Below are 26,826 nucleotides of genomic sequence, written 5' to 3'. Positions count from 1 at the left end.
CAAACTTGGTTAATTAAACTAAAGACTGCATCCAAAGCTTATTCAGATCTTCATGTGTGCGAGCACGACTATCGTTAGTAGACATATCTTCCGCTAACTGAGAATTATCATTTTCAGCTAATAATAATTTTTTTTCTAGTGATTCAATACGATTTTTTAATGGGTTGTTCTCAATTTTCAAACGAAAGATTTCTTCTTTGTTTTTTGCACCAAAAATCATTTTAGTTTGCTACCTTTAATATCAAGTTTTATATAATTAATATATATTAAAAAACTGCCATGACTAGCGTTTTTAATATCTTTTCATAAAATATGTTCAAAACAAAAATCATATAAAGTTAGTTCACCCATTGGAAGTACACTAATGAATATACAAGCAAGCGTAGTTATTACCTTTTTAATTTTAATGTTCACTTTATCTGGTTTTAGCCAAGCTAATGACGTTAGTGATAAGCTCTCAGCCAAAAATGCTACACAATATAGCCAGCAATTTATTATTGGTGGGCAACCCAGCGAGAGTGACATCATTATGCTGTCAAAAAGCGGTATTAAAACAGTAATAAATTTACGGGGTACTGGTGAATTTGACGATTTTGACGAACAAGCTAAAGTAGAAGCCTTAGGCATGAATTATATTGCCATACCTATTAGTGGTGCCAGTGATATCAATAAAGAAAATCTCACATTATTTACTGCTGCCATTACAAATAAAGAACAAGCTTTTGTTCATTGTGCCAGCGGTAACCGTGTTGGTGCTATGTTCGCATTAGATGCGCACTTCAATCACAATAAAAGTATTGATGAGGCGATTGTTACAGGAAAAAAAGCGGGGTTAACTAGTTTAGAAGCTACCGTTAAAAAAGTGCTAAAGACGCAATAATGTTAACAATCTAGCTGTCTTTATGTCGTAAAGGCTCAAGAAATACTGAGCCTCTACTCTTTGTCAGTTACAGCTAACTAAGATGTTCTATTATAAAAATTTTTAATAACTACCGGTAGTTATGAGTAGAAACTTACAAAATATCAATTTGTACTCATTTTACCTATAGCTTTACCCACTAATATTAACAACCACTCGACCACGCACTTTGCCTGCCATTAAATCACTGGCCACATCGACAGCTTCTACCAAGGTGATGTCGGTAGAAATATCTTCAAAAACATTAGGGTCTAAAATATCAGCAAGTCGTTGCCATGCTTCAATCCTGTCTGCGAGTGGGCGCATTACACTATCAATACCCGCTAAGGTTATGCCACGTAAGATAAAAGGAGCAACAGAGGCAGGAAAATCCATGCCTTGCGCTAAACCACAGGCTGCAACAGTGCCACCATATTTCATACTCGCACAAACATTCGCTAACGTATGACTACCTACAGAGTCAATTGCGCCGGCCCAACGTTCTTTGGTCATTGGGCGACCAGGTTGCGATAACGTTTCACGGTCGATAACGGCTGACGCGCCTAGTTTTTCTAGATATTTAACTTGATCAACGCGGCCTGTTGAAGCAACAACTGTATAGCCTAATTTCGCTAGGATTGCGATTGAAAAACTGCCAACGCCACCGTTTGCCCCGGTTACTAAAATTTCTCCTTTATCTGGAGTGACGCCATTTTTTTCAAGTGCTATTACACAAAGCATCGCGGTATAACCTGCCGTACCAATAGCCATGGCTTGGCGTGGTGAAAATGCTTTTGGCAATGGGATCAACCATTCACTTTTTAATCGCGCTTTTTCAGCTAAACCGCCACAGTGCACTTCACCGACACCAAAACCATTGAGCAGTACACTATCGCCAACCTCAAACTTATCACTCTCACTGTGTTCAACCGTTCCGACTAAATCGATACCGGGAACCATAGGGAATTGTCTAACGACCGGACCTTTACCCGTGATGGCCAAAGCATCTTTGTAATTAAGCGTGCTATGGGAAACTTTAACGGTAACATCACCTTCTGGTAGTAAGTTGTCGTCAATATCTTTAACTGCCGCGCGGTAACCTTGGTCGTCTTTTTCAATTAAAATGCCTTTAAACATCTGCTATTCCTTATTTAGACCGATCGTCTATAAATGATGAAAAAATTATCGGGGTAAACCGACTATGTAAAAATTCAGGTAATTATCTAAGGGTGAAGTATTTTGAACTAGCTTTGCTCTACTAACCGCGCCTTCCCAACCCATCCAAAAGTATTCAGCCAGTCGTTCGCAATCTGCGCTTGGTGAAATTTGACCTTGCTTTTGTGCTGCTCTGAGACATGTAGCTAAGCGATGCTGCCAACAAAGGAATATATCAATCAATTGCTGTCTAAAACTTTCAGGAAGTAAATCAATTTCTTGGCCTAGATTGCCGATTAAACAACCACGCTTAAATTGATAGCGGACCATGCCTACTTTGGCACTTTCAACGAAATGACTAATGCGTGTTAAAGGAGGAAAGGCTTCATCCAACAAACATGCATCTAACTTGTTAGCAAAATAATTGGCGTAGTTTTCAATGACCGCCTGGCCAAAAGCTTCTTTACTGGCAAAATAATGATAAAAAGATCCTTTAGGTACAGCCACTTTCTTTAAGATCTGATCAATTCCTGAGGAGGCAAAGCCATTTTTAGTGAGTTGTTCTAGACCACTGCGAATTAACTCCGCTTTGGTATCTTGATTTTCACGCGCTATTTTGGGCGGTCTACCGCGACGTGCTTGAATTGCTGGAATATTCATTTTTGTATAATAGACCGATCGTCTAGTTAATGCGAATATTATTATTATAACTGGTGTTTTATTTACATTTTGCTATGTTTCTATCGCTAAATCATTGACTACTAGGTCGAGTAATTCCATAAGTTGGCTGACTTGTGTGCTGTTAATATGGGTAAATTTACAGCTAATTGTATTAGGAATATTTGCAGCCTTTATTTTTAATTCTTGCCCTTGTTGTGTTAACTGCACTAGGCGCTTACGCTTGTCGTTGTCGTCTTTAATTATTTCTAGAAGGCACTTATCGACCATTTTCTTTAAAATTTGTGTCATCGCCCCACCATCAATCATGGTTTTTTCTAAAAGCGCGGCAATAGTTATTTTGTCATGCTCCCACAATGCCATCATGACCACATATTGTGGGTAAGTAATATTGAGTTCTCTCAGTGGTTCACGGTAAGCGCGAACAATACTGTTCGATGCCATATATAATCGATGGCAAAGCTGGTTTTTAAGTTTTAATTGATCAAATGACATAATGCTCTCCTGAATGTGACATTTTAATTTGCACACAAAGTATTTGCAATCAGTATTTGTTTGTTATATATTTTGCACACAAAGTAAATATTAATGACTTGGAGTTTATTATGAACGTATTAGAAAACATTGCTTACACAGCAAAAGCAACAGCAACGGGTGGCCGCGCAGGTACAGCAAAATCTGATGATGGTCGCTTAGACATTACCTTATCGACGCCGAAAGGTTTAGGTGGAGATGATGGACAAGGTACAAATCCTGAGCAATTATTCGCTGCTGGTTATGCGGCTTGTTTTATTGGTGCACTTAAATTTGTTGCTGGTGAAGAAAAAACCAGTTTACCGAGCGAAACTTTTATTAATTCAGAAGTCTCTATTGGTGCTATTGAAGGTGGTTTTGGTATAGCGGTTAAGTTAACGATATCATTAGGTGATATGGATAAAGCACAAGCGCAAACAATGGTAGATAAAGCGCATCTTGTGTGCCCTTACTCAAATGCGACACGCGGTAACATTGAAATCGAACTTTCAGTAATTTAATATCCAACATAGTTTGACAAAAAAGCACGCCTTTATAAAATAAAGCGCGTGCTTTTTTTTGCTATAAAATATCACTGAGTGAGATGCCAATACCAAACCTAGTTTGACTATAGTTATAATCGATAAGGCTTTCACCATAACCAGTAAACACCGTTGCGTAACCCCTTAGCTTACCCCACAGCGGAAAAGTAAAACCAAGCTCAGCAGCGCCGTAATGACTACTGAAATTTTGTCGACCTTTGAAATTAAATTCATAGTCACGCCATTTATAGGCCATGCTTAACTCAACGTTACCCATGTAATCTTCGATATCAGGGTTATCGTCTCCGTCGGGATCTAAAGCAAAAGTTTTTTCCTTTTCAGATGACCTTATCCAAGGTTTAATCGATAGCGCAAATTTTTCTTTCTCAAACAGAATATGTGTGTAAATACGATTCCAACTACGTGATAAGTCTTGTGCTCGCCCGTTAGACTCGTGCTCTACCCCGACAATAAAGCCGGTATTACCTCCAAACGGATGCCAATTAAGCGGTGCAAGATAGAATATTTCTGGCTGATAATTTGTTTCTCGAAAGGGTTTAGAGATGCCACTCGCATAAATTTGCCACCAGGCACTTAAGGTAAAAGCGGCGTAAAGCCCATCGCCTTCTATAAATATTTTGTCATAATTTAAGGGGACTTTAAGGCTTAGTTGAAATTTTGCTTCAACATTTTCTAAGTTGTCTTCATAGCCTTCAAAGGATCTATATGCTTGCTTGTTCACTTTATTTGTTGTCATTGCTGGCAATACAAAATTCATTTTATGGGGAGTAAGCACATAAGGTTCAAACTCAGTCAATTTCTCACGTTTTATTCTATCGGTAATACCGCCTGTTCTACTCTGTAATTCTGTTGGTTGGGTCTTTGTTTGTTGTCTAGTGATATCATTTTCTTGGCTAGCACAAACGGATCTAATTTCGCCCAGTGTCATCGATTCAGTACCAAGGGTAAACAACTTCATGACACATGACGCTTTATCTTGTTTAGCACTTGCGTATGTCGAAACAAAAATTAATATAAATGCCAATGGCAGCGGACTTTTCATTAGAGTATTCCTTTAAGTAGGCGAACAAAGCGAACATTTACAGGCATTTTAAAAGCTAACAAGTCGCTAACGCTGAGCTTTCTCGATGTATACAAAGTCAATGCGCTTTAAAAATTTAGGGCTATTCTGATGATAAAGGCATTGGTAATATCGACAAAAAATGCGCCGACCAAAGGTAATATAATGAAAGCCATTGGTGCAGCGCCATGCTCTTTAGTCAGAGGGAATATCCAATTATATTTTTCCTATCAATGGCAAAGCTAAAAATAAGCGTATCATTAGGGCTGATGCTCATTTGACAAAATATCTCAGCTATATTGACTGATATTCTTTACGTGTTCAATAAGCAGTCACCTTAAAAGTTATTAAATTTGCTCTACTAACTACAAAACACTTTTTACACTCGTAAATATAAAGCAACTAGGCCATTGAGAAACACTTATAATTCAAATAAAACATCACTACGAATGATATATTTAATCCCCTCAGTAATAGGCAGAGAGCTGTGAATACATTGTAAAGGATGCATACCATGAGGAAAGCATAATATACCGCCTACTGGGGTTCGAACATCGACATTTTTAACCTTATCATTTCTTGATGCTGGCTGATTGGGATCATCAGCATTCACTAAAAAACGTGTCTCTCCACCTTGAAAGTCTTCACTTAGTAAGATTAAAAAAGTCATTTCACTATATCGGTCAGAATAAGCATTAGAGACTAGCTCGTCACCAATAACGCGACTACCCGGCCAAGAGCCATCAGAATGAGGCTTAAAGTAGTCAGCAGGGTTATAACGATAGAATCTAAAGCGTGCATTGATCCCCAACGCTTTACGACCACCAAAAATAGCCTGTCGGTCATCCATTAGATGCGCAATACGTTGCCAAATAGTTCCATCAGTTTGTTCATCAACTATCCAGGTTAAACTGTCATTGTGTCGAACACTGCGCGGTAAAGAAACGGCAGCATCTGGCAAGAAACCTAATTGTTCACTAATATCGATAAGCTGCGCGCACTCATCTTTGCTTAAGACATTCAATAATTGAAATGCTCCAGGCACCTCTATCAATTCTCGACGTTCAATATGACTGATATCAAAATCTTTGCTCAAATTAGCAGGATTAACCTGACTGTTGCCCCATGCAGGTAAAGCCGGGTGCTCTGCGCCGGCTTCTAATGCGGCGACAAAAAAGTCAGTGTTTGTGTCTATTGTTTGTTTCATATTTTACTCTTTCAATAATGGGTGTGCTGGTCTTAACCCATTTACTTAGTTAAAGGGTTGTGCTGACCATCGTGTATTGCTATTTGTTGATAATGCGTAATTGGCTAAACTGGCGATGACCAGCTGCCGTGCCATGAAAACCAAAACCACTTTGTTTCGCCCCAACCCAAGGTCCAAGGCCTCCGGCGCCTTGATTAATCGCGACCATTCCCGCTTCCATTTGCTCTGCAACCTTATTAGCACCATCATGACCAAAAACCACAGCACCTAAACCATACGAGCTGGCATTGGCTCGTTCAACTGCTTCAGACAACTCATTAAAGCGACTAATAGCAACCACAGGGCCAAAGGTTTCATCTTTCTCTAAAAGCATATTAGCGGTAATACCAGTGATAACAGTAGGCTGTATATAAGGCAACTCGTAGTGATGTGTCCCTAATAAAAATTTTGCACCTTTAGCGTGTGCATCTTTAAGTTGCGATAAAACATGAGCATGCTGCTTAGGATTAACAATCGGGCCAAAGTTGACATGTTTTTGATCCCAAGCGCCCACTTGATAACGATTAGCTAAAGCCGTAACTTTCTGCTCGAATTCATCAGCGATTTGCTCATCAACATAAATGCGTTCGGTAGACGTACACATTTGCCCAGCATTTTCAAAAGAACTTGCAACAGCAAATTGTACCGCTTTATTAATATCTGCGTTTGCCATCACAATAAGCGGATCGTTACCACCTAACTCCATAACCAAGCGTTTAAGCCCTGCTGCTGCACTTGCCATAATATGCTTACCAGCCGCGAGTGAACCGGTAAAAGCGACCATATTAATATCAGCTTCAACTAAAGCTTTGCCGGTTTCTGCATTACCGTGCACTATTTGTAATACATTTTCAGGTAATAATTTATTCAGTGTATTGACAAAAAGTTCAGCAACCAAAGGTGTTTCTTCTGATGGTTTTAACACCACACTATTACCTGCAATTAATGCAGGTAACAGCAAGTTATTCGCCATGGCCAGTGGATAATTCCAAGGCGATATAACAGCAACCACACCTAAGGGGCGATATTGCATTTGCGCATTGTTTCCTATCGCCTCACTTTTGAGCGCTTGCACTATTTCTTCAGTAAAATAAGAGGCGTTCTGAACGGTACCCGCCACTTCATAACTTGCTCTTCGGTGATCTTTGCCCATTTCTTGGCTAATTAATAAAGCCAGTTCGTCTTCAACCATAGCCAGCCCTTTATAGGCCTTGTCTACACTTTGTTGACGTTGTTCAAGAGACAGTGCCGACCAAGCTTTTTGCGCTTGTTGTGCACGTAACACAACCTCTGTCATTTGTGGGGCTTGAGTAACAGGGACTTCGCCTAAAGGCGCTCTATTAATGGGATCGTATGAGATAAGTGTTGGCATAAAATAGTTTCCTAAAACTGCATTAACAATAATGCATCGAGAGAGTAAATTGGCTATATAGCCACATTATGCTAGAGTGGTTAATTAAAGCAACCAGTATACTTTTAGTAACCACTAAGATAAAAATAGAATAATGATTACAAAAACAATAAAAACAACAAGTAACGCAGAAAAAATAAATTCACAAAGCTGTGAAGAACCCTGTCTAATTGAACGAGGTATGCGCGTTTTAGGGGGAAAGTGGAAAGCCTCTATCCTCTGGCATTTAAAAGATGGGCCCGTGCGCTTTAACGAATTATCTCGCATGTTAGGGGGCGCAAGTAAAAAGATGGTTGATCAACGCCTTAAAGAATTAGAAGTTCAAGGCTTAGTAACGCGTGAAGTTATTAGCGATCGTCCTATTGCCGTCGCGTATGAAATCACCGACTTTGGCCGAACCGCATTAGATATTTTAGAAAAGCTCAAAGATTGGACACAAGAAAACAATATTTAATTATAAAGCGGCGCAGTTGCCACGGCAATACAGTAAATTATAGCCCTTTATATAGAAAACTAGACGGCGCTATATTTTAACCTGGGCTTAGGCCTGGGACTAACAAACAGAATGATCCAAAACGCTAAAGAATTTATTTGAGTGTTATCTTAAATCGTAACTCAAACAAAATGGCACCTTAAAAGGTGCCATTTTATTAAGAGTAAAGCTTAAAACGGCATTTTCATCCCAGGAGGTAATTGCATACCACCTGTTAGAGCGCCCATTTTTTCTTTATTTTGTGCTTCAACGCGACGAACGGCATCGTTAAACGCGGCTGAAACTAAATCTTCAAGCATATCTTTATCATCTGCCATTAAGCTGTCATCAATTTCAACACGTCGAACACTGTGTCCGCCTGTCATAGTCACTTTAACCATGCCGGCACCTGACTCACCAATAACTTCCATTTTAGCTAATTCTTCTTGAGCTTTAGCCATTTTATCTTGCATTTGTTGGGCTTGTTTCATTAAGTTGCCCATGCCACCTTTCATCATAATTTTTTCTCCAAAGTTCTGTTGCCGCCAAAGATAGATCTTAACGCGACAAATATCAAGTAGCAGTTACAATGCTACAATCGAATTTTCATCTAATTGTGCTTGAAAATGAGTTTTCAAACCAATAATTATTTCATCATTTTGTAATAATTCTTTCGCATAGTCATAACGTTTATCATTAATATGTGATTGAATTTGATACGGATCATGAGAGGTCTCATCGACAATCGTCAATTCTACCGTAATTTTTCGCTGTAAAAAATCAGAGATGCATTGTTCTAACTTTTTATGAGCAACATCGCTGTTTAAATGTTTAGTCGCTTGATTTAAGTTAAGTAGTAATAAATCGTCGGTAGACCGTTCATCAACGGTTGCATGTATTGCCAGCTGACGCAGTCGCCCTGTTAACGACATGGCGTCAATCATATTTGCCCATTTGTCGACTTGATTAGCAGAGCGTATTTTTGCTGGGTCTATCGCACTAACATCAAAAGCCTGCTCAGAAATAGATGTTAATGCAGGAACATATGAACGAGGCTCTTCATGAGTTATTGCTTCAAGAACATCTGGAGTCTTTGTGTCTTGACGCCCTTTAGCGTCATTTGACTTTTTTGCGTTATTTTCCAACCCTTTTTTTCGACTACGTAACATGTTCCGGGTCGCTATAGCTTTTTCTATAGGCGATTGGAAACTAGGTGTATCGATATTTGGAGCTATTTCAGCTGCACCTATAGAGGGAGGTATCGCAGGATGCACTTGCTCTGAGGGCAAATCGGGTACAGCAAAGTACTCAGGCGCAGTAATAATAGATTGTTCTTCTAAAGGGCTTGCTGTTACTGGCGAAGCATTGCCCGTTATAAGGTTGGGTCTACTTTCTTTAGCTGAGTCTATAGAGGGAGGCATCGCACGATGCTCTTGCTCTGAGGACGCATCGGGTACAGCAAAGTACTCTGGCGGAGTAATAATAGATTGTTCTTCTAAAGGGCTTGCTGTTACTGGCGAAGCATTGCCCGTTATAAGGTTTGGTCTACTTTCAGCTAAATCGGCTACAGGCTGATCAACTAATGGTTGCTCGACTAGGGGCTGCTCAACTAAAGAAGACGCAACAAAATTATCAGGTTTATTAATATTGCCTTTAGCAAAGCTTACATCGTCAAAGTCGCTGGATTGACTAACCTGAGTATCGGGTAAACTTTCGCTATTTTTGATCGGTGTAAATGCTAATAATCTCAATAAAAGCATATCAAAAGCTGCTTGTTCATCAGACGCATAAGGTAAGTCTTTACGACCATTGAGCACTATTTGATAATAAAGTTGAATATCTTCAGCACTCATTGCTTTACTGAACTTATCAACCAATTGGTTATGCTCAGGCGACAAATCAAAGTGTTGGCCAATAACTTGCGTCATAGCAACTTGATGAAGTAACTGAATAAGCTCTGCGGTTAAGCGGCTGTAATTAGGTGCATATGAGGCTATATCGAGTGAAAGCAGCATTAGCGCTTTAGGATCTTGCTTTAATAAGCTTATCAGTATTTTAAAAACCCAATTTTGATCGACACCGCCCAACATCTGTTGAACATTGGCGAGAGTAATACTTCCCTGCCCTTGCGCGATACTTTGGTCGGTTAAACTTAAACAATCACGCATACTGCCGCGAGCGGCTTTAGCTAATAAGGTTAAAGCACCGGGTTCAACTGAGACGTTTTCAGCGGTAAGAATTTGCTGAGTCTTTTGTTCAATTTGGCCGACGGTTAATGCTTTTAAGTGAAATTGCAAACAACGAGATAACACTGTTACCGGAAGCTTTTGAGGATCTGTGGTCGCTAAAATGAACTTCACATGTTCAGGTGGCTCTTCAAGCGTTTTTAATAACGCATTAAAGCTACTACGAGACAACATATGTACTTCATCAATTAAATAAACTTTATAACGGCCACGTGTCGGTGCATATTGAACGTTATCAAGTATTTCACGCGTATCATCAACCTTTGTTTTAGAAGCCGCATCAATTTCAAGTAAATCGATAAAACGGCCCTGGTCAATATCTTGGCATGTATCACAAACACCGCAAGGCGTTGAAGTTATCCCTTGTTCACAGTTCAAGCTTTTAGCAAAAATTCGAGCTATCGTTGTTTTACCCACCCCACGAGTACCAGTAAATAAATAGGCATGATGAAGACGTTGCTGCTCTAGTGCGTTAACTAGCACAGTGACAACATGCTCTTGGCCCACTAATTCTGTGAATTTTTTAGGGCGCCATTTACGTGCTAATACTTGATAGCTCATATGACTGCCTAATCGCCGTTATATTGCAGTAAAGAATAAATCGATAAGCCAAGATCTGTTAAACGTTTTTCACCGCCTAAATCAGGTAATGAAATAACAAATGCAGCATCGGTGACTTCTGCGCCAAGCTTTTTAGCAAGCGTTAATGTTGCTTCAATGGTTCCACCGGTGGCAAGTAGATCATCAACTATCAAAATTTTATCATCTGCGGTTAGTGCATCTTGATGAATTTCTAAAGTATCAGTTCCATATTCAAGTTGGTAACTTTGGCTAATTGTCGATCTTGGCAACTTACCTGGTTTGCGGACAGGAATAAAGCTAATACCAAGCGCTAATGCCAAAGGTGCACCAAAAAGAAAGCCACGAGCTTCAGTACCAATAATCTTAGTAAAGCCAGAATCTTTATATTTAGCAGCAAATAAATCTATAGTTAACTGGTAAGCAGCAGGGTCATCAAGCAAGCCTGTAATGTCACGAAATAAAATACCTGGTTTAGGATAATCAGGTACGGCGTGAATAGAATTTTGTAAAAGAGAGTGTTCAGTGTCGGTCATCGTTAGCATATCAAAAGTAAAAATTTATCATGGCTAAAGAATAAAGCAAAAGTACGATGATTTACAGTGAATAACGACTTGTATTGGTATTATTTAATTGATTTATTTCATTTACTGCATTTAACAAACTGTTTTCATTAATAGGCTTAGCAATAATGGCTTGGAAATAGAGTGAGCGAGTTAAAGCGATGACATCGGTAGTATTTTGAGTTGTCATAAAAATAATAGGAGTGTTAACGGTAGAAGGTTTTTTTTGAAGGTTTTTACTTAACTGAATACCGTTCATAAAAGGCATAAGATGGTCAATAATATAGAGGTCGAAATGCTGCTGTTGCGCCTTTTCAAAGGCAGCTAAACCATTGCCGGCAGTTTCAACAATATGACCGTGTTGTTCGAGTAACGGGGTAATAAAATCTAAAACGTTCTGTTTATCATCAGCGAGTAATATAACCATGGTATTAATACTTCTTATTTTAATTAAACGAGAAAATACTAATTTGAAAGCAGAGTGAACCAACCCATTACCATAGGCAAAAGTGGTGCTGAAACTAATACAATAATCGCTGCTAATAAATGAAATATAGATGAGCTGTCTTTGAAGTCTTCGCCGTGTGACATTTTTATCTCGTTAACTTGAAAATATTCAGCGAGTATTCTAGCCGACAACAAGATTTATTTCTAGTAAAACTTGAGCTAGAACAATGATAAATCATGGTCTTTGTAATTACGCATAATGATTGATATTAGTCTCATTTACGCTTGTTCTTATTTAAGAGGATGCAGTTAAGATGGCTTTTTGAAAAGACGACTGTTCTGTCATAATACTTGAGATAAACCGGAATATTTAGGATCACTTTGTGCGCATTCCTGACATTAACTATGGTTTGTTCTTTAGGTCACTTATTAGCCATTAGCTGACGTTAGCTTTTGAGTATTAATGGCAGTTTAGAGATCCTAAAGCTTCCTTTTTCACTTAAAAATTTACATCTATTCACAACTAAAATTTTACATGGCGTTAGATCTCAAATCCCCAAAGCGGACATTTGACTGATTTTAGTTTCAAATGAATTTAGAGTATTAAGCCTAAGGCGCTTTCGCCCCCTTAGCGCCATATAAACTAGAAAATTTGGGTTATATTACTCATCCACAACAATATAAAGGTAACTGTCACGATCCAAATAAGAAAAAACCTCAATAATGAGGCTGCTTTAGCTCAAATACTAATTATCTAATATGGGCAGAACGGATGAATTATTATTACTAACGTCCCCAGCTATACCTTCGTCCCCATCATTTCCTATAACAGAGAGGGTCTGAATTAATTGCAAAGACGCAACCTCCAGCGTCAGGCTATTTTCAGTAGGTCGTATATAAGGGACTGCTAAGGCTAAAATATCCACTTAACTTAAGTTACTATCACCTGTCGGATCACTGGAGAACTCAATCACTTCAATACGATTAGCATCATTAACATACTCACCAACAAGTAGCTTTATTGATGCGCTCAAAATACAGACAATAGTGATTGGAGAAAACGACACTGGAAAGACAAACTTCTTCTCTTCATTATCTTTCCCCTTAAGCGGCACCAACTTGATTTTAATCAAAAGCGTTTAACTATTTCTGAAATCAATATAAGACTGCGTTATTGATTTCTTTAACTCGATAATTAATCCAGAAGAAGAATCATTGCAGCTCCAAAAGATCTCCAAGGTTATTTTGAAGTGGTCAAGTCATATTTGACCACTCGCTCATAGTACTTATTAAATTAATACGATTTGGTTAAATAACAATACGGCAAGGACCATTGATATTAAAATTAAAAATAAAGATAGCCACTTTCCAAGTGACATACCTCTATATGCGGCTAGCCAACTCTTTTTTACTTGGTTAAATTCATCACGATGGAGTTTAGCTTGCCTAAGACCATATAGATAAGTTCCTGAAATTGCCAAGGCACTCAGGGCCGTACCAAATAGAAAGTACAGTATTTTGGTATAAATACCATAAAAAACACCAAAATGTAATGGATCAGCAGCTTCTGATATACGTACATGAATTGATTGTTTTTGTGCAAATCTATTGGAAAGAAATTCGCCACTAATCGGATGAAAAATGATATTATTTGCCCGATCACGGACTAATACAGTTCCATTTTGTCCCTGTACTATTACTGAGTTACGTCGTTGACTGGGTAAGATAATTTGTTTGATTTCCATGTCATGGTAGTTAGAAGTATTACTCATTATATTCTCAAATATATCTTGATGTGGCATCTCTATAGATTGATTTTTTGAAACTGTAATCGACTCAACCTGCTCTGGAAATTTTGCATTTAGACCCCACTGCTCAAGTAAGTACCAAGTGCCTGTGACGCATAAAACCAGTAGCAACCAGCTTGACCATAAGCCAAAGAGTCGGTGACAATCATTCCAGAAAACCTTGCGATTATTAGTTCTAGGCTTTACAAAAAATTTCTTCCACCACTGAGGAATAAGAAAAAAACCAGAAATAAGTGAAAAAAACATCAGTAAACCGACAATGCCAACGATGGTAACACCAACAATAGTTGGCATCATAAGATGACGGTGTGACATTCTGAAAAAACGCTGCCAATTGTACCAGCTTCCACTACCTTGATACTTGCCTGTTACTGGGTGATAAAATTGAAAGTAGCGTTGTTCGTTTTTATCTATTCGTATAACTTCAACAGCAAACCAGTCGTCTATTGGCGCATTAATGCTGCTAATAGCATCATCTGGGTTCTGTTTATTGGCTGCCTGATATATAAGTGGCCAATTAATTTTTGATGAATCTATCGCGGGCAGCACTCGTTTACTCGAGTTTGCTAACCAATCAATTTCGTGAGAAACAACTGCTAAGGTGCCTGTGATTAATATAAAACAAATTAATATAGATAGCTTAATGCCCGCTAAGCTATGCCATGCATACAACTTTTGTTTATTCATAAATTATCGATCTTAATAAAGCAAAAAGGCCTCTATCAATTGAGGCCTGTTTGCTATGTTAATTGTTGAAAATTACAATGAGTAACTTACTTGTAATAAGATACTGCGTGGCTCACCAGGGAAATGACCATTACGCTTATTAAAACCACTAGTCGCATACTCTTTATCGAAGATATTTTTTAAGTTCAGCTGAACGTGAAAATCGTCGATTTGTGTTTGCCAGCTAGCATCCCAAGTTGTATAAGATTTGACTTTTTGACCATCTAAACTTATACGGTCATCTACAAAGTCAAAACCAACTGCGAATGAAGAGTTTAAGCTTGGTAATTCATAGCGTGTCCACATACCTAATGTATGATCTGGTGCATTGGCAAATTCGTCACCAATGGCGTTTCTAATATCATCAGGATTGCCACCTGTGATTTTGGCGTCGTTGTATGCGTAGTTAATCATACCTGTCCAATGTTCGGTGATGTCACCTACAACATCAATTTCAATACCTTTACTTGTTACTTCACCAATTTGAATTTGCGCTGGACCATCAGTACCTTCTATAAAGTTAGGGTTAGCAACTTTAACGTCTTCTTTTACAATATGATAAGTGGCAAATGTCGTTGTGATACTGCCATCTAACCAAATGTTTTTAATTCCAATTTCATGTTGTATGCTGGTTTCTGGATCAAAAATTTCACCAATATCTGGTTGGCTAGATAATCTTTGAGGGTTAAAGCCTTCAGCTCTGTTAGCGAATATCGACATATTTTCACTTGGTTGATAAATAGCACCAAGTCGTGGGCTAATTTTATTATCATCAATTTTTTTATTGTTAGTAACATCTTTGTCTTCAAATTGATCAAAACGTGCACCAGCAATAGCTATCCATTGTTCATTAATTCTAATTTGATCTTGCACATAAACACCTAAACGTGTGCTTTTAGTTTCGGTAATACCGCGGTTAAATATTTTATAAGTGCTACTATCTGAAACACCATAAACAGGATTAAGAATATCTATTGTTTGAACATGAATAGCAGGATCGAATATCTGTCTTGGATCTTCAAAATTGTCTGCATCTGTTGTTCTTGTTAAGTCGCTAAATTTATTATGGAATTCAGTTTCAACTTCAGAATAATCAAAGCCAAATAATAAGGTATGCTCTAATCCAGAAAGCGTTGATTCGTAAACAAAGTCAGTGGTGATACTCAATTCGTCATTTTTACGCTTTTGATCACGGAATTGGCGAAGCATCGCAGTGTCTTCAGCAGGAAAACCTAATGCACCTAAAAGTGGTAAAGAAGCTGCTTTGATTGCAGGGTTAAGATCACCAACTAATCCCGCATTTTCATGATATTGTTGATTTCGTTCATTGCTTAATGCTCTTATCACTGTGGTATTAGTAAAATCATCAGCAAGTTCTATATTAGCAGTGACTTGAAAAACATCAGCTTCTAGGCGTTGAAAGTCTGATTTTTCGTTTGCATTGTAGCTAAGATCAGTTAAAAAGTTACCATTGTCATCTACTGGAACACCACGTAAACGATGTCCTCCTAGATCTTGATCAATATAATCATATTGAAAAATTAATTCAGTTTTATCATTTGCTAACCAAGTTAAACCTGCAGAAAGTAATGTATTTTTTTCATCTGTATTATTACGGAAGCCGTCTTTACTTTGATAGAAGCCACCTACGCGATACGCGAGTGTCTCATCTTCATTGAGTGTACCTGTGGTTTCTGCATTTCCGCCAAATAAGCTATCGTTACCTGTAAATAAAGCAAAGTTTGCCGTTTGTTCAAATTTAGGTTTCTTAGTGACGTAGTTAAGTAATCCACCAGGCTGTCCAGCTCCATAGAGCATGCCTGTAGGACCTTTTAATACTTCTACACGTTCAATATTAAATAATTGAGGGATAGAAAATCCAGAATACGGGTCGCCTTGAACGCCATCATATCTAACCTGATCTTGACGGAAACCACGTGCGTTAATGCCAGAATAACTAAACTGTGTAACACCTGAAATTGAGCGGTAAAGATCTGTTGTTTGCCTAACAGCTTGATCGAGCATTAATTCGTTACTTAAGACTTGAACCGATTGCGGCAAATCCATGAATTTAGTTGGTGTTTTTGTCGCCATTGTAGCTTCATCAACGAAATAAAATTGTGCAGCTCGACCTTTGATAGTGATAACTTCAATGTCTTTTTCTGTGATATTTTGTTCTGCGTTGCTTTGCGCGAAAGCGGGGCCAGCAAGACCTGATGAAATAGCTAATACTAATAAAGATTTTTTATAGAGTAATTTTCCAGATTTAATGTTCACGACTTTCCTTAGAGTGTTAATGAGAATGATTATTATTAAAGTTTGCGCACATATTATTGCAAATGATTCTCATTTGCAATGCCTGATTTAATTTATTAATTATTGACACATTTTCGCTAGTGAATGATTTTAATAAAGAAACTACTATTTATTGGCAAGAATACATTCAGTTAAGCGCTTCACTTACGATGAAGCGCTCAAGGTTTATTCAAATGGCTTTAGTATTAAACAGGCAACATAGGTGTTGTAAATAAAATATGAACAGTTGAAGTTTATTGCACTTAACCCCTGGGCTTTTATTTCATTCGGTAAAACCAAGTTTAGACAAATACACTGGCCAGATATGTGATTAATCACCAAAGTGTTGAAATCTAAATAGGTGTTTACATCGGGATAGATAGCTTAAAATAAGGCTTCTTTGCTAGAAAAAGCAATAGTTACTAATTGTTTATGACTTAGTGGCTGCATAGACAATGTTTTTTTTCAGCTTCTGTAATAATGCTCTGATCAATTTGTAGGGCAGTTTCTTTGCTGAGCCAATGGTATTGAAATAAAGGTTAGAAGAGTAAATGCTGAAGTGCTTAATATGGCTTTGAATAGACTTGTACCAAAGAAATATAAATAGCAGCCCGTACTAAATTATTTTTAAGATATAAATTAACTTTAATATGACAAAAAAGTAGCCGTATTGTTGGAATGGATGCCGTTAGTGAAAGAAACACTAATGGATCCATAGGTAGATACTGACCATAAACCTATCTCGCTAAGTGCCCCACAGTGAGATAGAACCATAAAAAATTAATACCTAAAATCATATTAATCTAATGTCCGCTTTGGTATTTTCTAATCAAATTAGAATTTTTGGCTTTATAGATTCAAGATGAAATTTAGAACAATTCTATTATCTAACGCAGGGCTGATTTTCATCGGTTCACTTGTCGCTAGATAAGCCAAGGCTAAGGTCTTCTTTCGTATCAGAGAAGACCTTTTTGGTGCTGATTTAGGGTGTTAGGAAAGGTCTATTTTATGGCAAAAGTGATCATTGGAAGCCAATCTCATTTAGTGATTGGTAGTCTCAAACATTATGTGCTGTCACACTATACAACGTCTTTATTATTTTAATGAAGCGGTTAGTCCAAAAATTTATCAAAGGTAATCAACTAAATTTAACAAAGTATCTTTTGGATTTAAGGAATTTTAGCTATAAAAAAACCAGCCATAAGGCTGGTTTTTAAAGCAAAAACAAAAGAAGTTAAATAGAAGCGTTCTTACGTGCTGCAGTATCTTTGATATAAGTAACCCAACCTTTAGCCGTTCTCCGTGACTTGGGGTCTTTTAGTGCTTTTTGTACATAAACACTGGCTTGCTTATAATTTTCAAGATAAAAGTATGATTCTGCAATACTTTGGTTCAAGCGACCTTCGTTACTAACACCAATCTCGATGGCTTTCTTTAAAGCAACTATCGCTTTAGCAAATTGCTCATCTTGATTTAACAACATACCTTGCTTGCTGTAATGCTTAGATAAATTAGTCATTTTGGCTAATTCACCGTAGTAAGCAGCAGCTTTACCTATATGCTGAGCAGCATGCCAGCTGTTAGCTAAAGTAAAGAGGTTTTTGTCATCACGAGGTACAACGCCCGAATCAATATACTTTTCCATTAAAACAGCTGCTTTATGTGGAATTCGACTTTGGGCATACAAATTAGCAAGCATCTTAATTTCGTTTTCTTTATCAAGATAGCCTTGCTTATAAGCTAGATCCAATGTTTGTAAGCTTTTTGGGTAATCTTCAACCATCGCATAAAACGAGGCTAACTGAGTCCAAAATAGTTTAACTTCAGGGAATAATTGCACTGCTGTTTCTAAAACGTCAACACATTCTTTAAACATCTTACGTTCATAGTAAGAGTTTAATTTAAGAACATGCGGGTTTTGGTTTTTATTATCACCAAAAACCGCGATAGCATTATCGGCAGCAGGAATAACCTTAGCGTATTGTTTAAGTTCTAAATTAGCCTGAGCTATTTTTATCCAAACATTACCGTCAGTTTCCCCTGTAAATTTCATCCAAGCATCATAAGCAATAAGCGCTTCTTTATAGCCTTGTACTTGCATCTGCAAGTCACCCACTAGTTTTAGTGAGTCTGCATGCTCTTTCTCATTTAAGATATCAGGTGCAAGTGCTTTATTGAGGTAGATAATTGCATTCTTTTCATCACTTTTCTGCGCATACATCACGCCAATAAAACGATCTAGAAAGGCAATATCATAATCTTTTTTTGCGTTTATTTCTAAAAGCAAAGTCAGAGCATTGTCGATGTTAGAACCATCTTCAGCTTCAACGCCGTAAGCTTCAAAAGCTTTGGCTACCTTTTTACCAACAGAAGGACCAACAAGCTGTGTTTTACGCTCTTGTCTCTCACTCTGTTCGGCTCCTATAGCATAAGCTACAGGGGATAAAGGCAAATGAGCAATCGTTACTGAACCAATGATCAATATAGATATAAAAATCTTATTCATTCTGATTACTCCTTATTCATACTAAAGTCTAGTTGTACCGTTAAACCAGGACGACGTTGAGCAACACCGTCAACAACTTTTGGCTTGTAACGCCATTTTTTCAAAGCGCGTTTAGCCTCTCTGTCAAATATACGTTTTGGATCTGAATCCATAACTTCAACATCTTCAACACCACCAAGTTCGTTGATGGTAAATGAAAGCTTAACCCAGCCTTCTTTTCCATCACGAGCGGCTTGCTGTGGATACTTAGGATCAATACGTACGATTGGCGATGCATCACCGTCACGTCCAAAACCACCTCCCGGAGCAGACATACCTGAATTAGCACCAGATAATTGCACACTAGGCATATTAAACGTTAGTCCACCTGAGTTGTTATTAGCTTCAGGCTCTGGAGCTTGAGGCTTAGGTGGCGTTTTTGGCGGTGGTGGCGGCGGTGGCGGTACACGCTGTCGACGTTCTGCTGCTGACTTAGGCGGCGTAGTATTAACTTCTACAATAATATTATCCAATGGATCTTGTTTCGTCATGTCACCACTTGAAACAAGAAAAGCCATAAAAGAAAATAGTGCAAAAGTTACCGCTGCGCCTAGTAGTAATGAAACTAAAAAGCGAACCATAGACTACCCCTTCGCTGCAGCAATAGAAATTCTATCTATACCTGCATCTTTAATCGCATCCATCACTTTAACAACTATGCCATGTTTTGCATCTTTGTCTGCTTGAATGATAACAACATCAGTTGGTTGCTCTGCTAATAATTTTTCAATGTTAGCAGCAACACGTTCGACATCAACGCGACGTTTATCTAACCAAATTTCGCCATTTTCTCTAACAGCAATAAAGATGTTAGCTGATTTTTGCTTGCTTTGGTTAGCGGCTTTAGGTTTATTAACTTCAATACCAGCTTCTTTTACAAATGAAGTGGTTACTATGAAGAAGATCAGCATGATAAATACGATGTCTAGCATCGGTGTCATATCAATTACTGCTTCTTCGTCTTCACGAATACGTTTACGTGCCATTCGAATATCTCTCTAGTGATGAGGTAAACTGTCAATCAGTTTAGCCTTTGCTAGTTTAACTTTAGCGTCTAACCTTGTACTGAAAAACACTCCTGATAACGCAGCAACCATTCCCGCCATTGTCGGGATAGTAGCCATTGATATACCAGCAGCCATCAGACGCGGATTACCTGTACCTTGTTGAGCCATTGTCTCAAACACACCAATCATACCGGTGACTGTACCTAACAATCCAATCAGTGGACACATTGCCACTAAGGTTCTAATTGTGAGCATACGTTGCTCTAGTAATTCTGTCGCTTCGGAGATCCAAGTATCTCTAATCCGATGGGCATACCAAGATGTAGTATCTTGGCGTGCATCCCAACGATTGACGATATCGTCTTTCATTGCAGGATAAATTTTTGATAAGAACCAGTAGCGTTCAATCATCATTACCCACATCAGTAAGAGAGCGAAGGCAACAACATATAATACGTTACCACCTGTCGCAATAAAACTCCTGACAGATTCCCAAAGCTCTATCAGGAATAACATTATTTAGACTCCTTCTCAGCAATGGCAGCAATTAACCCTGCGCTTTGCTCATCAAGCTTTTGCAATACTGACTTACTTTTACCCGCAACAACACTGTGGATTAAGATAAGTGGTAATGCACAAATTAGACCTAGTGCAGTTGTTACAAGTGCAAGAGAGATATCACCTGCCATTATTTTCGGGTCGCCTGTACCAAACAATGTAATCGTTTGGAAAGTCATAATCATACCGATTACTGTACCTAATAGACCCATTAAAGGAGCAATAGCAGCAAACATTTTGATTAAGTTGATACCGCGATCGATTTTCGGTGTTTCACGTAAAATAGCTTCATCAAGTTTAAGTTCAAGTGTTTCAGCGTCAACATTTTTGTTTTCGTGATAAACCTTGATTAAACGTCCTAATGGATTGTTATCATTAGGCTGTTCAATATTCTTCTCTTGAGTCTTAATACGAGAGCTAATAGTTGTTAAGAAAATCATACGCTCTAAAGCAATTAAGAAACCGATAACAAGTAATACTGTGATTGCATAACCAACAGTGCCACCTTCATGGTAGAACTCCATAAGAACTTTCTTACGAGTTTCAAGGGCTAAGATACCACCACGTGAAGGATCTACGTATAGAGGATGGTAGCCAGAAGTTTCACTAAAGAAATCAGAAGCTGTGCTAGAAATATAACCCGCTGGCTGTTTAGCCAAAGGTTGAATTTGACCAACTTCATCATTGTAATTTAAGAAACCATCAGCAGATACTAAGTTAAAAGTACCAATACGTGTAACAGTTTGCGTAGAGGTTGAACCATCTAAGCTTGTTACTTCAGCGCTAAACTGTGAAATTTTACCCGATTGAGTCATTTCAGTTTGTAAAGCAATCCATAACTCTTCAAGTTGCTCAAGTTCAGGTATTTTCTTAGAGTTGGCAATAACATCTAATGTCGCGCCACGTCCAGGAAATTCAGCACTTACAATTGATGTTACGATTTGACCGTAAGCATCAGCGGCAGCAGCACGAGTAACACCAAACATTTCGCCAAGAGTACCTTTAGCGTTGTCTAACTCAATTGAACGTTGCGCGATTGTAATATCGTTGGCAGCATATTCTTTAGTTAAGCGGTCGTTACGTGTATTTTGATTGGCTAATTCTTTCTTAGCTTTATTCAAAAGTGCTTGCTTGTCTGCACGAGCTGAAGTGAACTCTGCTTCGCGCGCTTTATCAAGCTTGCCTTCAGAAATCCGATCGTTTTTAACTTGTTTTAATAAATCATCCAAGTCATTAGCTACGGCTGAAGTTGCTACAGTCATTGACGCTGCAAGCATTACAAAATTAATAATTTTTCTCATTATTTCGCTCCCGCTGCAAATACTGGTAATTTAGTCAAATCTTTTGGTAATTGGTTACGCGCCATAGCGATTGCATCTTTAGTAGGCTTTAAGTATTCATCACCCAGTGCTTGCCAACCGCGTGTCTCATTGTTCCACACCCAAACATTTTTCATGTCAAGTGATTGAGCAACTAGAGCTACACGGCCCATATGAACGAAATCAGCAGTAATTGTACGGTCGCCTAAATCAAGCTCACCTTGATAAGCTGCAAAAACAGTACCGTAGTTTGCTTCAATTTCGTAAGCTTCAAGTACTAAACGAAACTGTTCAGATACCGAAATATCAGAAGCGCCTAGCACGTCACGTAAATTAGCAACGCGCTCTTTACGGTTTTCAATATTCACAGGAATATCTAACGCTACAAACTTGTCTAACGTATCAATCATCTTATACATAAGAGGAACGATACCTTGTTTAGTTTTGTCAATACCAGCGATCTGATCTTCTAAAGATTTGATATTCTCAAGTTGGTCATTGACCATTAATTGAATGTGATCATTGTATTGAGATAAAGTTTCAGCTTCATCAACAGTTAAACGATATTCACCTAAAAGTTCAATAGTTTGTTCATAAATACTATTGATTTTTTCTTGTGATTTTTTAGAAGCTTGAAAAGTGCTAGCTTCTGCTTTTTGTAGTTCTGATAATGCATCTGCAGAAGCGAAGTTGCTTGCTGTTAATGCTAGTGCGCCAATTATCGTCGAAGCGATAAGGCTTTTCTTGTTGCTAAATTTGGACATAGTTCCCAACCAATTGCTATTGAATGTGGATAACATGGAGATGTTAACGCAAATTTAATAATCTGCCATTTTAAGTTTTTATTTCTCTAGAATAAAACAATGCAATAATCCCAGACGACAGCGTTGCTGTCAACTAGGTACATAAAAAAGGCTGCTAATTACCAGCAAATTATATAAATTTGCTGGTTTCGTTACAAAAATAAACATTAAGTTAAAAAAATCGTAAGTGATTTGCAGTAACTTTCTGAATAAATTAGGCGACTAAACAAACACAATTTTCTGTAAATATATTTGCTCCTATTAGTTTTACTAATTCATTCGTACTAAGTCAAATTTATTTATTGAAATATTCATAATATTTATAACAAAAAGGTGGGTAATTTGACATATTTAAAGATTAAAACCGTGCTACTATTAGCCTATAGCACTAATTTACCTATATTTATTTATGTTTATAGATTCAACTTTTAATTTTGAAATTTGGTTCACTTTATGTGCCATTGGATTTATCGCAGGGCTCATTGATGCAATAGCTGGCGGTGGAGGTATGCTAACTGTTCCAACATTACTCTCTGCCGGTTTACCACCACATCTTGCTTTAGGTACCAATAAACTTGCCGCTTCTTTTGGTTCATTAACCGCTTCAGTGACTTTTTATCGTAAAAAGTTATTTGATCCCAAATTTTGGCGTTTATCTATTTTATATACGGCGATAGGTGCTGTTGTGGGCACGTTTGCTGTTGGCTATTTGTCAGGTGATTTTCTAGAAAAATTTATTCCTATTGTTATCGTTATCACTGCCATTTACACCCTGTTTTCTAAAACAATTGTCACTGAGTTAAAGGGGCTACCTACGTTAACTTTTCGTTTAAAAATCACCCAAAGCATTCAGGGTTTACTCTTAGGGTTTTACGATGGATTCGCCGGTCCTGGAACCGGGGCATTTTGGACCGCATCCTCAAGTGCACTCTACAAAATAAACATATTACTGAGCTGCGGATTGGCGCGTTCAACGAATTTTGTCAGTAATTTTTGTAGTTTATTAACCTTTATTTATTTTGGTTATGTTAATTTTATTATCGGTATTTCGATGGGTATATTTATCATGCTAGGTGCCGCTGTGGGTGCGCATTGGGCAATAAAGTTTGGTAACCGCTTTATTCGTCCTGTTTTCATCATCGTCGTTATTTCTATGTCAGCAAATTTAACTTATCATGCGTGGTTCACTCAATAACAAGGTCAAGAGGTCGTCAAATATGCAATTAGCAATCGACAGAATTACAGCTGTTTTAGATAGTCTAGCAGAGCAGGCTAAAATTATTGATACTGAAAATCAGCAGACTAAATCACATTATCTTTTAAAAGATAAAGATATCTTTTCAGAAGCTTTATTTGCCACCAATAGTGATAAAATAGGTGCATATGTTGAAGAGGTACGCGGTAAAACTATCGAATTGGCTCGGTTATTACAGAGTGGAAAAAAAGAACTATCACAAAATAGATTACAAGGTATTGAGCAACAAATATCATCAATAATCAATGCAATAAGATCAAACAAAGGGCTTCATCAAGAAGCACAATACCGATTAACAGCGATAAACGCTAGGCGCTATAAAAAAGCGGCAAAAGAACTCTTTAAATCCAGTCAAGCGCTCTATCAGCAATTAGCAGAGCACCACGAGTTTGAACGCCGCTTACTCGCTATGCTCAATGAAAGAGAGCAACTTCGTCAAAGCGCAACGCCTGCCAAAGCAAAGAAAATATTGGATGAAGTCCTTGCTCTTCATCAAAGGTTAGGTCGTTGTCGTCAGGCTATTTCAAAAATAGAGCGCGAAATAGAAGTTTCAGAAAAACCGCGATGATATCTGTTAAATAACTCGCTTTTTACTTCGTCTCGCATTAATCTTAAATGATAACAAACAATAAATTGATCCATTATTTAATCGTAAAAGAGGGCTGGAATGAGAATATCTGATGACATTCATAACTATTATGAAAAACTAGTCGTACAACACTTTGCCGCACTAAAATTACAAGAGAAATATGAAGTTGATTTTATTGCGGACTTAACCTGTGTAGTGCTCAATCAATTACCCACCCGTTATATTAGACATGAAGTTGATATGTCATTCTACTTGCCTGCTTCAGAGCGTTTTGAAATGGAAAACAATGTAAAAGTTGCGATTAGTAAGGCAATAGAGTTTATGAAAACTCACAACACTTAACTACGGCTCTTTAATCTATTAATAAGGCAAGTGGTCAAGTCAATGCTCACTTGCTTTTACCTTTAAGCATTTTCTTTAATTGATGACCTGCCCTTTTTGTTAAACCATTAAAGTTTTAATACCAATTAATATTACTCTTTTTATTCATTAACTAGCTAAATGCCTTTAACTTTGTCAGAAACCAGCTAACCCACTTAAATGACCTTAAAAGTATAAAGACATAAATATACCTGTATTATCCCTTTGCACTCATTTATGAGTGTTTCAGTGCTTACAGTTAGGATATATGAATGTGTGATGACATCAGTAAATGATTTATTAACAGCTGACAAGTATCATGAGCCCTTTAAATGACATTGCTGCCAGCAACCATCAGGCAGTAAATTAATATTTTATTGGCTTGTTTGTTACGGGATATTCTTGGGACTATCAGATAGAATTATTTCGCTAGCGATAAATACCTTCTCGAATGTATAAATGGGAGTTTTAGTTGTACAGAGTTGATAATAAAAGTTAGAAGGTATCTAAAGATTGTAAGTGATAGATGAAAAGAGTGGTGGCAACCCTAGCAGCCACACCTCGGCACATGAGTCGTCTGCTGCGGTTGCTTCCTTCCGGATCTGGCCGAGTTCACAGAGTATCATTGCGAGGGGACCGAAAGGGTCACCATAGAAAGTTGTCGTTCTCACTTCAACGGCGCGAATTATGGCTAAAGATTTAGCTTGATGCAAGCGCTAGTTATATAAATAAAATCGTTCGCTGTTTTTTTAACCACACTAGCAGGTGTATAGCTAAAATCACCTTTAAATTACCTTTAAACTATGGACGCTCGCGCGCCAACCGTTCATTAATTTCTAATAAGACTGATTTAATCACCAATAGGTTTTCTTTACCTAAACGTAATAACAGTTTATCGGCAGCATCAAGGGCTTCTATTTTTTCATCTTTGTAGCGAAACATCACACTGGGGCGAACTAAGTCTAATGATTCTTTTGGAATCTCCATATCCAAGACCTTGGTAATAGCATCATGTAACACTTCAGTAAAGTTGTCGTCTGGATAGCCTAGCTCTGCATAAGCTTGATCAATTAAAGGTTTCATTTCAAAGTACGACTGCACCAGTGTTTCACTGTCAAATGAGCGCAGTAAATCAACATAAAGTGTAAAACGTCGTGTTGCTGACTCATCCCACTTCCAATCGCTACTTGCCCCGTTATTAACCTCAGTTGCTAAAAATTTAGCATTAGGTTTAATTAACGGGCTATGTTCGTAAGCAAGATTACCTTGTGCAAAATTATCAGTAAATACCACAAAACGGCGGATCATATCTTTATCAATGACCAACTTTAACAATTCTTTACGCCAAGTAAAGCTTGGTAGCTTTTCTTGTAACCAAACATCACTTTCATTTAAGGTCGGTAATATCGGTTTAGGCGCAATAGCAACAAGAGGCTCTGTCACCACTAAAGGAAAAGCTTCTTCTTCAGCTATTATTGGCTCTATTATAGGCTCGGGCGGAATTTCAACCTTAACAACGGCCACTGGCGCCACCTCAACAACTTCTTGTTCGGTTGTCGATGACATATATAACCAAACTAAGGCGGCTATCACTATAGCAATAATAACGGCAATAATGCCCCAAGAGGTCTGTTTACCTTTTTGCGCTTTATCTTCCATAGGTACCTAATATTCAATTTATCTAAAGAATGCATGATGAGTAACCATTGCAACCCGTTTTCATCTAAGTT

The 26,826-nt window shown here is 37.9% G+C and carries 28 protein-coding genes and 1 other RNA gene; 6 read left to right on the top strand and 23 right to left on the bottom strand.

The annotated features are described in order from the left end of the window. Positions 1-13 precede the first annotated feature (13 nt). On the bottom strand, positions 14-220 hold the full coding sequence (locus tag H4J67_RS03705; RefSeq protein ID WP_182202894.1) for a hypothetical protein: 207 nt from the start codon (positions 218-220) through the stop codon (positions 14-16). 144 nt (positions 221-364) lie between these two features. Here H4J67_RS03705 and H4J67_RS03700 point away from each other — a divergent pair, with 144 nt between their 5' ends. Beyond that, positions 365-880, top strand: a complete 516-nt coding sequence (locus H4J67_RS03700) for a fused DSP-PTPase phosphatase/NAD kinase-like protein (RefSeq protein ID WP_182202893.1) — start codon at positions 365-367, stop codon at positions 878-880. 171 nt (positions 881-1,051) lie between these two features. On the opposite strand, the gene H4J67_RS03695 is transcribed toward H4J67_RS03700, so the two are convergent. From H4J67_RS03695 to H4J67_RS03685, 3 genes are all read right to left on the bottom strand, one after another. Further along, complete coding sequence (locus H4J67_RS03695) at positions 1,052-2,035, bottom strand: MDR family oxidoreductase (protein WP_182174591.1); 984 nt, start codon at positions 2,033-2,035, stop codon at positions 1,052-1,054. A 45-nt stretch (positions 2,036-2,080) separates the two neighbouring features. After that, on the bottom strand, positions 2,081-2,713 hold the full coding sequence (locus H4J67_RS03690; protein ID WP_182174588.1) for a TetR/AcrR family transcriptional regulator: 633 nt from the start codon (positions 2,711-2,713) through the stop codon (positions 2,081-2,083). 72 nt (positions 2,714-2,785) lie between these two features. After that, positions 2,786-3,226: a MarR family winged helix-turn-helix transcriptional regulator gene (locus tag H4J67_RS03685; RefSeq protein WP_182174585.1), complete on the bottom strand. Its 441-nt coding sequence runs from the start codon at positions 3,224-3,226 to the stop codon at positions 2,786-2,788. Positions 3,227-3,336: 110 nt separating this feature from the next. Here H4J67_RS03685 and H4J67_RS03680 point away from each other — a divergent pair, with 110 nt between their 5' ends. Continuing rightward, complete coding sequence (locus tag H4J67_RS03680; RefSeq protein WP_182174582.1) at positions 3,337-3,765, top strand: organic hydroperoxide resistance protein; 429 nt, start codon at positions 3,337-3,339, stop codon at positions 3,763-3,765. 61 nt (positions 3,766-3,826) lie between these two features. On the opposite strand, the gene H4J67_RS03675 is transcribed toward H4J67_RS03680, so the two are convergent. The 3 genes from H4J67_RS03675 to H4J67_RS03665 all read right to left on the bottom strand — a co-directional run bounded on the left by H4J67_RS03675 (position 3,827) and on the right by H4J67_RS03665 (position 7,485). After that, positions 3,827-4,849 carry a phospholipase A gene (locus tag H4J67_RS03675; protein ID WP_259368472.1) on the bottom strand — a complete coding sequence of 341 codons (1,023 nt, stop codon included), beginning with the start codon at positions 4,847-4,849 and terminating at the stop codon, positions 3,827-3,829. 439 nt (positions 4,850-5,288) lie between these two features. Continuing rightward, a complete protein-coding gene (locus tag H4J67_RS03670) occupies positions 5,289-6,074 on the bottom strand; it encodes a 2OG-Fe(II) oxygenase (RefSeq protein ID WP_182174579.1) in 786 nt (261 codons plus the stop codon). Positions 6,075-6,153: 79 nt separating this feature from the next. Continuing rightward, positions 6,154-7,485, bottom strand: a complete 1,332-nt coding sequence (locus tag H4J67_RS03665; protein ID WP_182202891.1) for an aldehyde dehydrogenase — start codon at positions 7,483-7,485, stop codon at positions 6,154-6,156. Between the two features lie 136 nt (positions 7,486-7,621). Between H4J67_RS03665 and H4J67_RS03660 the strand changes: the two genes are divergently transcribed. Next, complete coding sequence (locus tag H4J67_RS03660; protein ID WP_182174922.1) at positions 7,622-7,978, top strand: helix-turn-helix domain-containing protein; 357 nt, start codon at positions 7,622-7,624, stop codon at positions 7,976-7,978. A gap of 209 nt (positions 7,979-8,187) precedes the next feature. Here H4J67_RS03660 and H4J67_RS03655 read toward each other — a convergent pair whose 3' ends face one another. The 14 genes from H4J67_RS03655 to H4J67_RS03590 form a co-directional block, all read right to left on the bottom strand. After that, a complete protein-coding gene (locus H4J67_RS03655; RefSeq protein WP_146798582.1) occupies positions 8,188-8,517 on the bottom strand; it encodes a YbaB/EbfC family nucleoid-associated protein in 330 nt (109 codons plus the stop codon). A 63-nt stretch (positions 8,518-8,580) separates the two neighbouring features. Beyond that, entirely contained in the window at positions 8,581-10,803 is a 2,223-nt protein-coding gene (gene dnaX / locus H4J67_RS03650) for a DNA polymerase III subunit gamma/tau (RefSeq protein WP_182202889.1), read from the bottom strand. Between the two features lie 8 nt (positions 10,804-10,811). Next, complete coding sequence (gene apt / locus H4J67_RS03645) at positions 10,812-11,366, bottom strand: adenine phosphoribosyltransferase (protein ID WP_404842772.1); 555 nt, start codon at positions 11,364-11,366, stop codon at positions 10,812-10,814. Positions 11,367-11,418: 52 nt separating this feature from the next. Next, positions 11,419-11,811, bottom strand: coding sequence for a response regulator (locus H4J67_RS03640; protein ID WP_182174567.1), 393 nt, complete (start codon positions 11,809-11,811; stop codon positions 11,419-11,421). 38 nt (positions 11,812-11,849) lie between these two features. After that, the gene (locus tag H4J67_RS03635) at positions 11,850-12,023 is read right to left on the bottom strand and encodes a hypothetical protein (protein WP_182174949.1); all 174 of its coding nucleotides are present in this window, start codon (positions 12,021-12,023) and stop codon (positions 11,850-11,852) included. A gap of 734 nt (positions 12,024-12,757) precedes the next feature. Then, positions 12,758-12,964 carry a hypothetical protein gene (locus H4J67_RS03630; RefSeq protein ID WP_182174564.1) on the bottom strand — a complete coding sequence of 69 codons (207 nt, stop codon included), beginning with the start codon at positions 12,962-12,964 and terminating at the stop codon, positions 12,758-12,760. 156 nt (positions 12,965-13,120) lie between these two features. Next, complete coding sequence (locus H4J67_RS03625) at positions 13,121-14,326, bottom strand: PepSY domain-containing protein (RefSeq protein ID WP_182202887.1); 1,206 nt, start codon at positions 14,324-14,326, stop codon at positions 13,121-13,123. Between the two features lie 72 nt (positions 14,327-14,398). Beyond that, positions 14,399-16,642 carry a TonB-dependent siderophore receptor gene (locus tag H4J67_RS03620; protein WP_310740499.1) on the bottom strand — a complete coding sequence of 748 codons (2,244 nt, stop codon included), beginning with the start codon at positions 16,640-16,642 and terminating at the stop codon, positions 14,399-14,401. 1,252 nt (positions 16,643-17,894) lie between these two features. Beyond that, entirely contained in the window at positions 17,895-19,166 is a 1,272-nt protein-coding gene (locus tag H4J67_RS03615) for a lipopolysaccharide assembly protein LapB (RefSeq protein WP_182202886.1), read from the bottom strand. 5 nt (positions 19,167-19,171) lie between these two features. Then, complete coding sequence (locus H4J67_RS03610) at positions 19,172-19,786, bottom strand: energy transducer TonB (protein ID WP_182174555.1); 615 nt, start codon at positions 19,784-19,786, stop codon at positions 19,172-19,174. A 3-nt stretch (positions 19,787-19,789) separates the two neighbouring features. Further along, positions 19,790-20,191: a biopolymer transporter ExbD gene (locus H4J67_RS03605; protein WP_070374082.1), complete on the bottom strand. Its 402-nt coding sequence runs from the start codon at positions 20,189-20,191 to the stop codon at positions 19,790-19,792. Between the two features lie 12 nt (positions 20,192-20,203). Then, a complete protein-coding gene (locus tag H4J67_RS03600; RefSeq protein WP_070374083.1) occupies positions 20,204-20,728 on the bottom strand; it encodes a MotA/TolQ/ExbB proton channel family protein in 525 nt (174 codons plus the stop codon). Next, entirely contained in the window at positions 20,728-22,071 is a 1,344-nt protein-coding gene (locus H4J67_RS03595; RefSeq protein WP_182174552.1) for a MotA/TolQ/ExbB proton channel family protein, read from the bottom strand. Before H4J67_RS03595 ends, H4J67_RS03600 begins: the two co-directional genes overlap by 1 nt. Then, the gene (locus H4J67_RS03590; RefSeq protein WP_182174549.1) at positions 22,071-22,853 is read right to left on the bottom strand and encodes a DUF3450 domain-containing protein; all 783 of its coding nucleotides are present in this window, start codon (positions 22,851-22,853) and stop codon (positions 22,071-22,073) included. Before H4J67_RS03590 ends, H4J67_RS03595 begins: the two co-directional genes overlap by 1 nt. Before the next feature lie 448 nt (positions 22,854-23,301). On the opposite strand from H4J67_RS03590, the gene H4J67_RS03585 reads away from it, so the two are divergent. From H4J67_RS03585 to H4J67_RS03575, 3 genes are all read left to right on the top strand, one after another. Next, on the top strand, positions 23,302-24,087 hold the full coding sequence (locus H4J67_RS03585) for a TSUP family transporter (protein ID WP_182174546.1): 786 nt from the start codon (positions 23,302-23,304) through the stop codon (positions 24,085-24,087). A 22-nt stretch (positions 24,088-24,109) separates the two neighbouring features. Next, positions 24,110-24,715, top strand: a complete 606-nt coding sequence (gene priC, locus H4J67_RS03580; protein WP_182174544.1) for a primosomal replication protein PriC — start codon at positions 24,110-24,112, stop codon at positions 24,713-24,715. A gap of 99 nt (positions 24,716-24,814) precedes the next feature. After that, complete coding sequence (locus H4J67_RS03575; protein WP_182174541.1) at positions 24,815-25,078, top strand: late competence development ComFB family protein; 264 nt, start codon at positions 24,815-24,817, stop codon at positions 25,076-25,078. 563 nt (positions 25,079-25,641) lie between these two features. Here H4J67_RS03575 and ffs read toward each other — a convergent pair. Next, positions 25,642-25,738: signal recognition particle sRNA small type (ffs, locus tag H4J67_RS03570), an RNA gene on the bottom strand. Between the two features lie 159 nt (positions 25,739-25,897). Then, the gene (locus H4J67_RS03565) at positions 25,898-26,755 is read right to left on the bottom strand and encodes a DUF3014 domain-containing protein (protein ID WP_182174538.1); all 858 of its coding nucleotides are present in this window, start codon (positions 26,753-26,755) and stop codon (positions 25,898-25,900) included. Positions 26,756-26,826 lie beyond the last annotated feature (71 nt).

Source organism: Colwellia sp. BRX10-4, assembly GCF_014077465.1.
In the GTDB taxonomy this organism is placed as follows: Bacteria; Pseudomonadota; Gammaproteobacteria; order Enterobacterales; family Alteromonadaceae; genus Colwellia_A.
The sequence above is the reverse complement of the archived record's forward strand: the minus strand, read 5'-3'. Positions and strand labels throughout refer to the sequence as shown.

Bases quoted from the DNA above. Each gene is read 5' to 3' on its own strand.
- H4J67_RS03585 (WP_182174546.1), top strand. From the start codon at position 23,302: ATGTTTATAGATTCAACTTTTAATTTTGAAATTTGGTTCACTTTATGT.
- H4J67_RS03690 (WP_182174588.1), bottom strand. From the start codon at position 2,713: ATGAATATTCCAGCAATTCAAGCACGTCGCGGTAGACCGCCCAAAATA.
- H4J67_RS03610 (WP_182174555.1), bottom strand. From the start codon at position 19,786: ATGGTTCGCTTTTTAGTTTCATTACTACTAGGCGCAGCGGTAACTTTT.
- H4J67_RS03680 (WP_182174582.1), top strand. From the start codon at position 3,337: ATGAACGTATTAGAAAACATTGCTTACACAGCAAAAGCAACAGCAACG.
- H4J67_RS03590 (WP_182174549.1), bottom strand. From the start codon at position 22,853: ATGTCCAAATTTAGCAACAAGAAAAGCCTTATCGCTTCGACGATAATT.
- H4J67_RS03640 (WP_182174567.1), bottom strand. From the start codon at position 11,811: ATGGTTATATTACTCGCTGATGATAAACAGAACGTTTTAGATTTTATT.
- H4J67_RS03575 (WP_182174541.1), top strand. From the start codon at position 24,815: ATGAGAATATCTGATGACATTCATAACTATTATGAAAAACTAGTCGTA.
- H4J67_RS03665 (WP_182202891.1), bottom strand. From the start codon at position 7,485: ATGCCAACACTTATCTCATACGATCCCATTAATAGAGCGCCTTTAGGC.
- H4J67_RS03605 (WP_070374082.1), bottom strand. From the start codon at position 20,191: ATGGCACGTAAACGTATTCGTGAAGACGAAGAAGCAGTAATTGATATG.
- H4J67_RS03685 (WP_182174585.1), bottom strand. From the start codon at position 3,226: ATGTCATTTGATCAATTAAAACTTAAAAACCAGCTTTGCCATCGATTA.
- priC (WP_182174544.1), top strand. From the start codon at position 24,110: ATGCAATTAGCAATCGACAGAATTACAGCTGTTTTAGATAGTCTAGCA.
- H4J67_RS03625 (WP_182202887.1), bottom strand. From the start codon at position 14,326: ATGAATAAACAAAAGTTGTATGCATGGCATAGCTTAGCGGGCATTAAG.
- dnaX (WP_182202889.1), bottom strand. From the start codon at position 10,803: ATGAGCTATCAAGTATTAGCACGTAAATGGCGCCCTAAAAAATTCACA.
- H4J67_RS03700 (WP_182202893.1), top strand. From the start codon at position 365: ATGAATATACAAGCAAGCGTAGTTATTACCTTTTTAATTTTAATGTTC.
- H4J67_RS03600 (WP_070374083.1), bottom strand. From the start codon at position 20,728: ATGTTATTCCTGATAGAGCTTTGGGAATCTGTCAGGAGTTTTATTGCG.
- H4J67_RS03675 (WP_259368472.1), bottom strand. From the start codon at position 4,849: ATGAAAAGTCCGCTGCCATTGGCATTTATATTAATTTTTGTTTCGACA.
- H4J67_RS03615 (WP_182202886.1), bottom strand. From the start codon at position 19,166: ATGAATAAGATTTTTATATCTATATTGATCATTGGTTCAGTAACGATT.
- apt (WP_404842772.1), bottom strand. From the start codon at position 11,366: ATGCTAACGATGACCGACACTGAACACTCTCTTTTACAAAATTCTATT.
- H4J67_RS03595 (WP_182174552.1), bottom strand. From the start codon at position 22,071: ATGAGAAAAATTATTAATTTTGTAATGCTTGCAGCGTCAATGACTGTA.
- H4J67_RS03670 (WP_182174579.1), bottom strand. From the start codon at position 6,074: ATGAAACAAACAATAGACACAAACACTGACTTTTTTGTCGCCGCATTA.
- H4J67_RS03695 (WP_182174591.1), bottom strand. From the start codon at position 2,035: ATGTTTAAAGGCATTTTAATTGAAAAAGACGACCAAGGTTACCGCGCG.
- H4J67_RS03565 (WP_182174538.1), bottom strand. From the start codon at position 26,755: ATGGAAGATAAAGCGCAAAAAGGTAAACAGACCTCTTGGGGCATTATT.
- H4J67_RS03705 (WP_182202894.1), bottom strand. From the start codon at position 220: ATGATTTTTGGTGCAAAAAACAAAGAAGAAATCTTTCGTTTGAAAATT.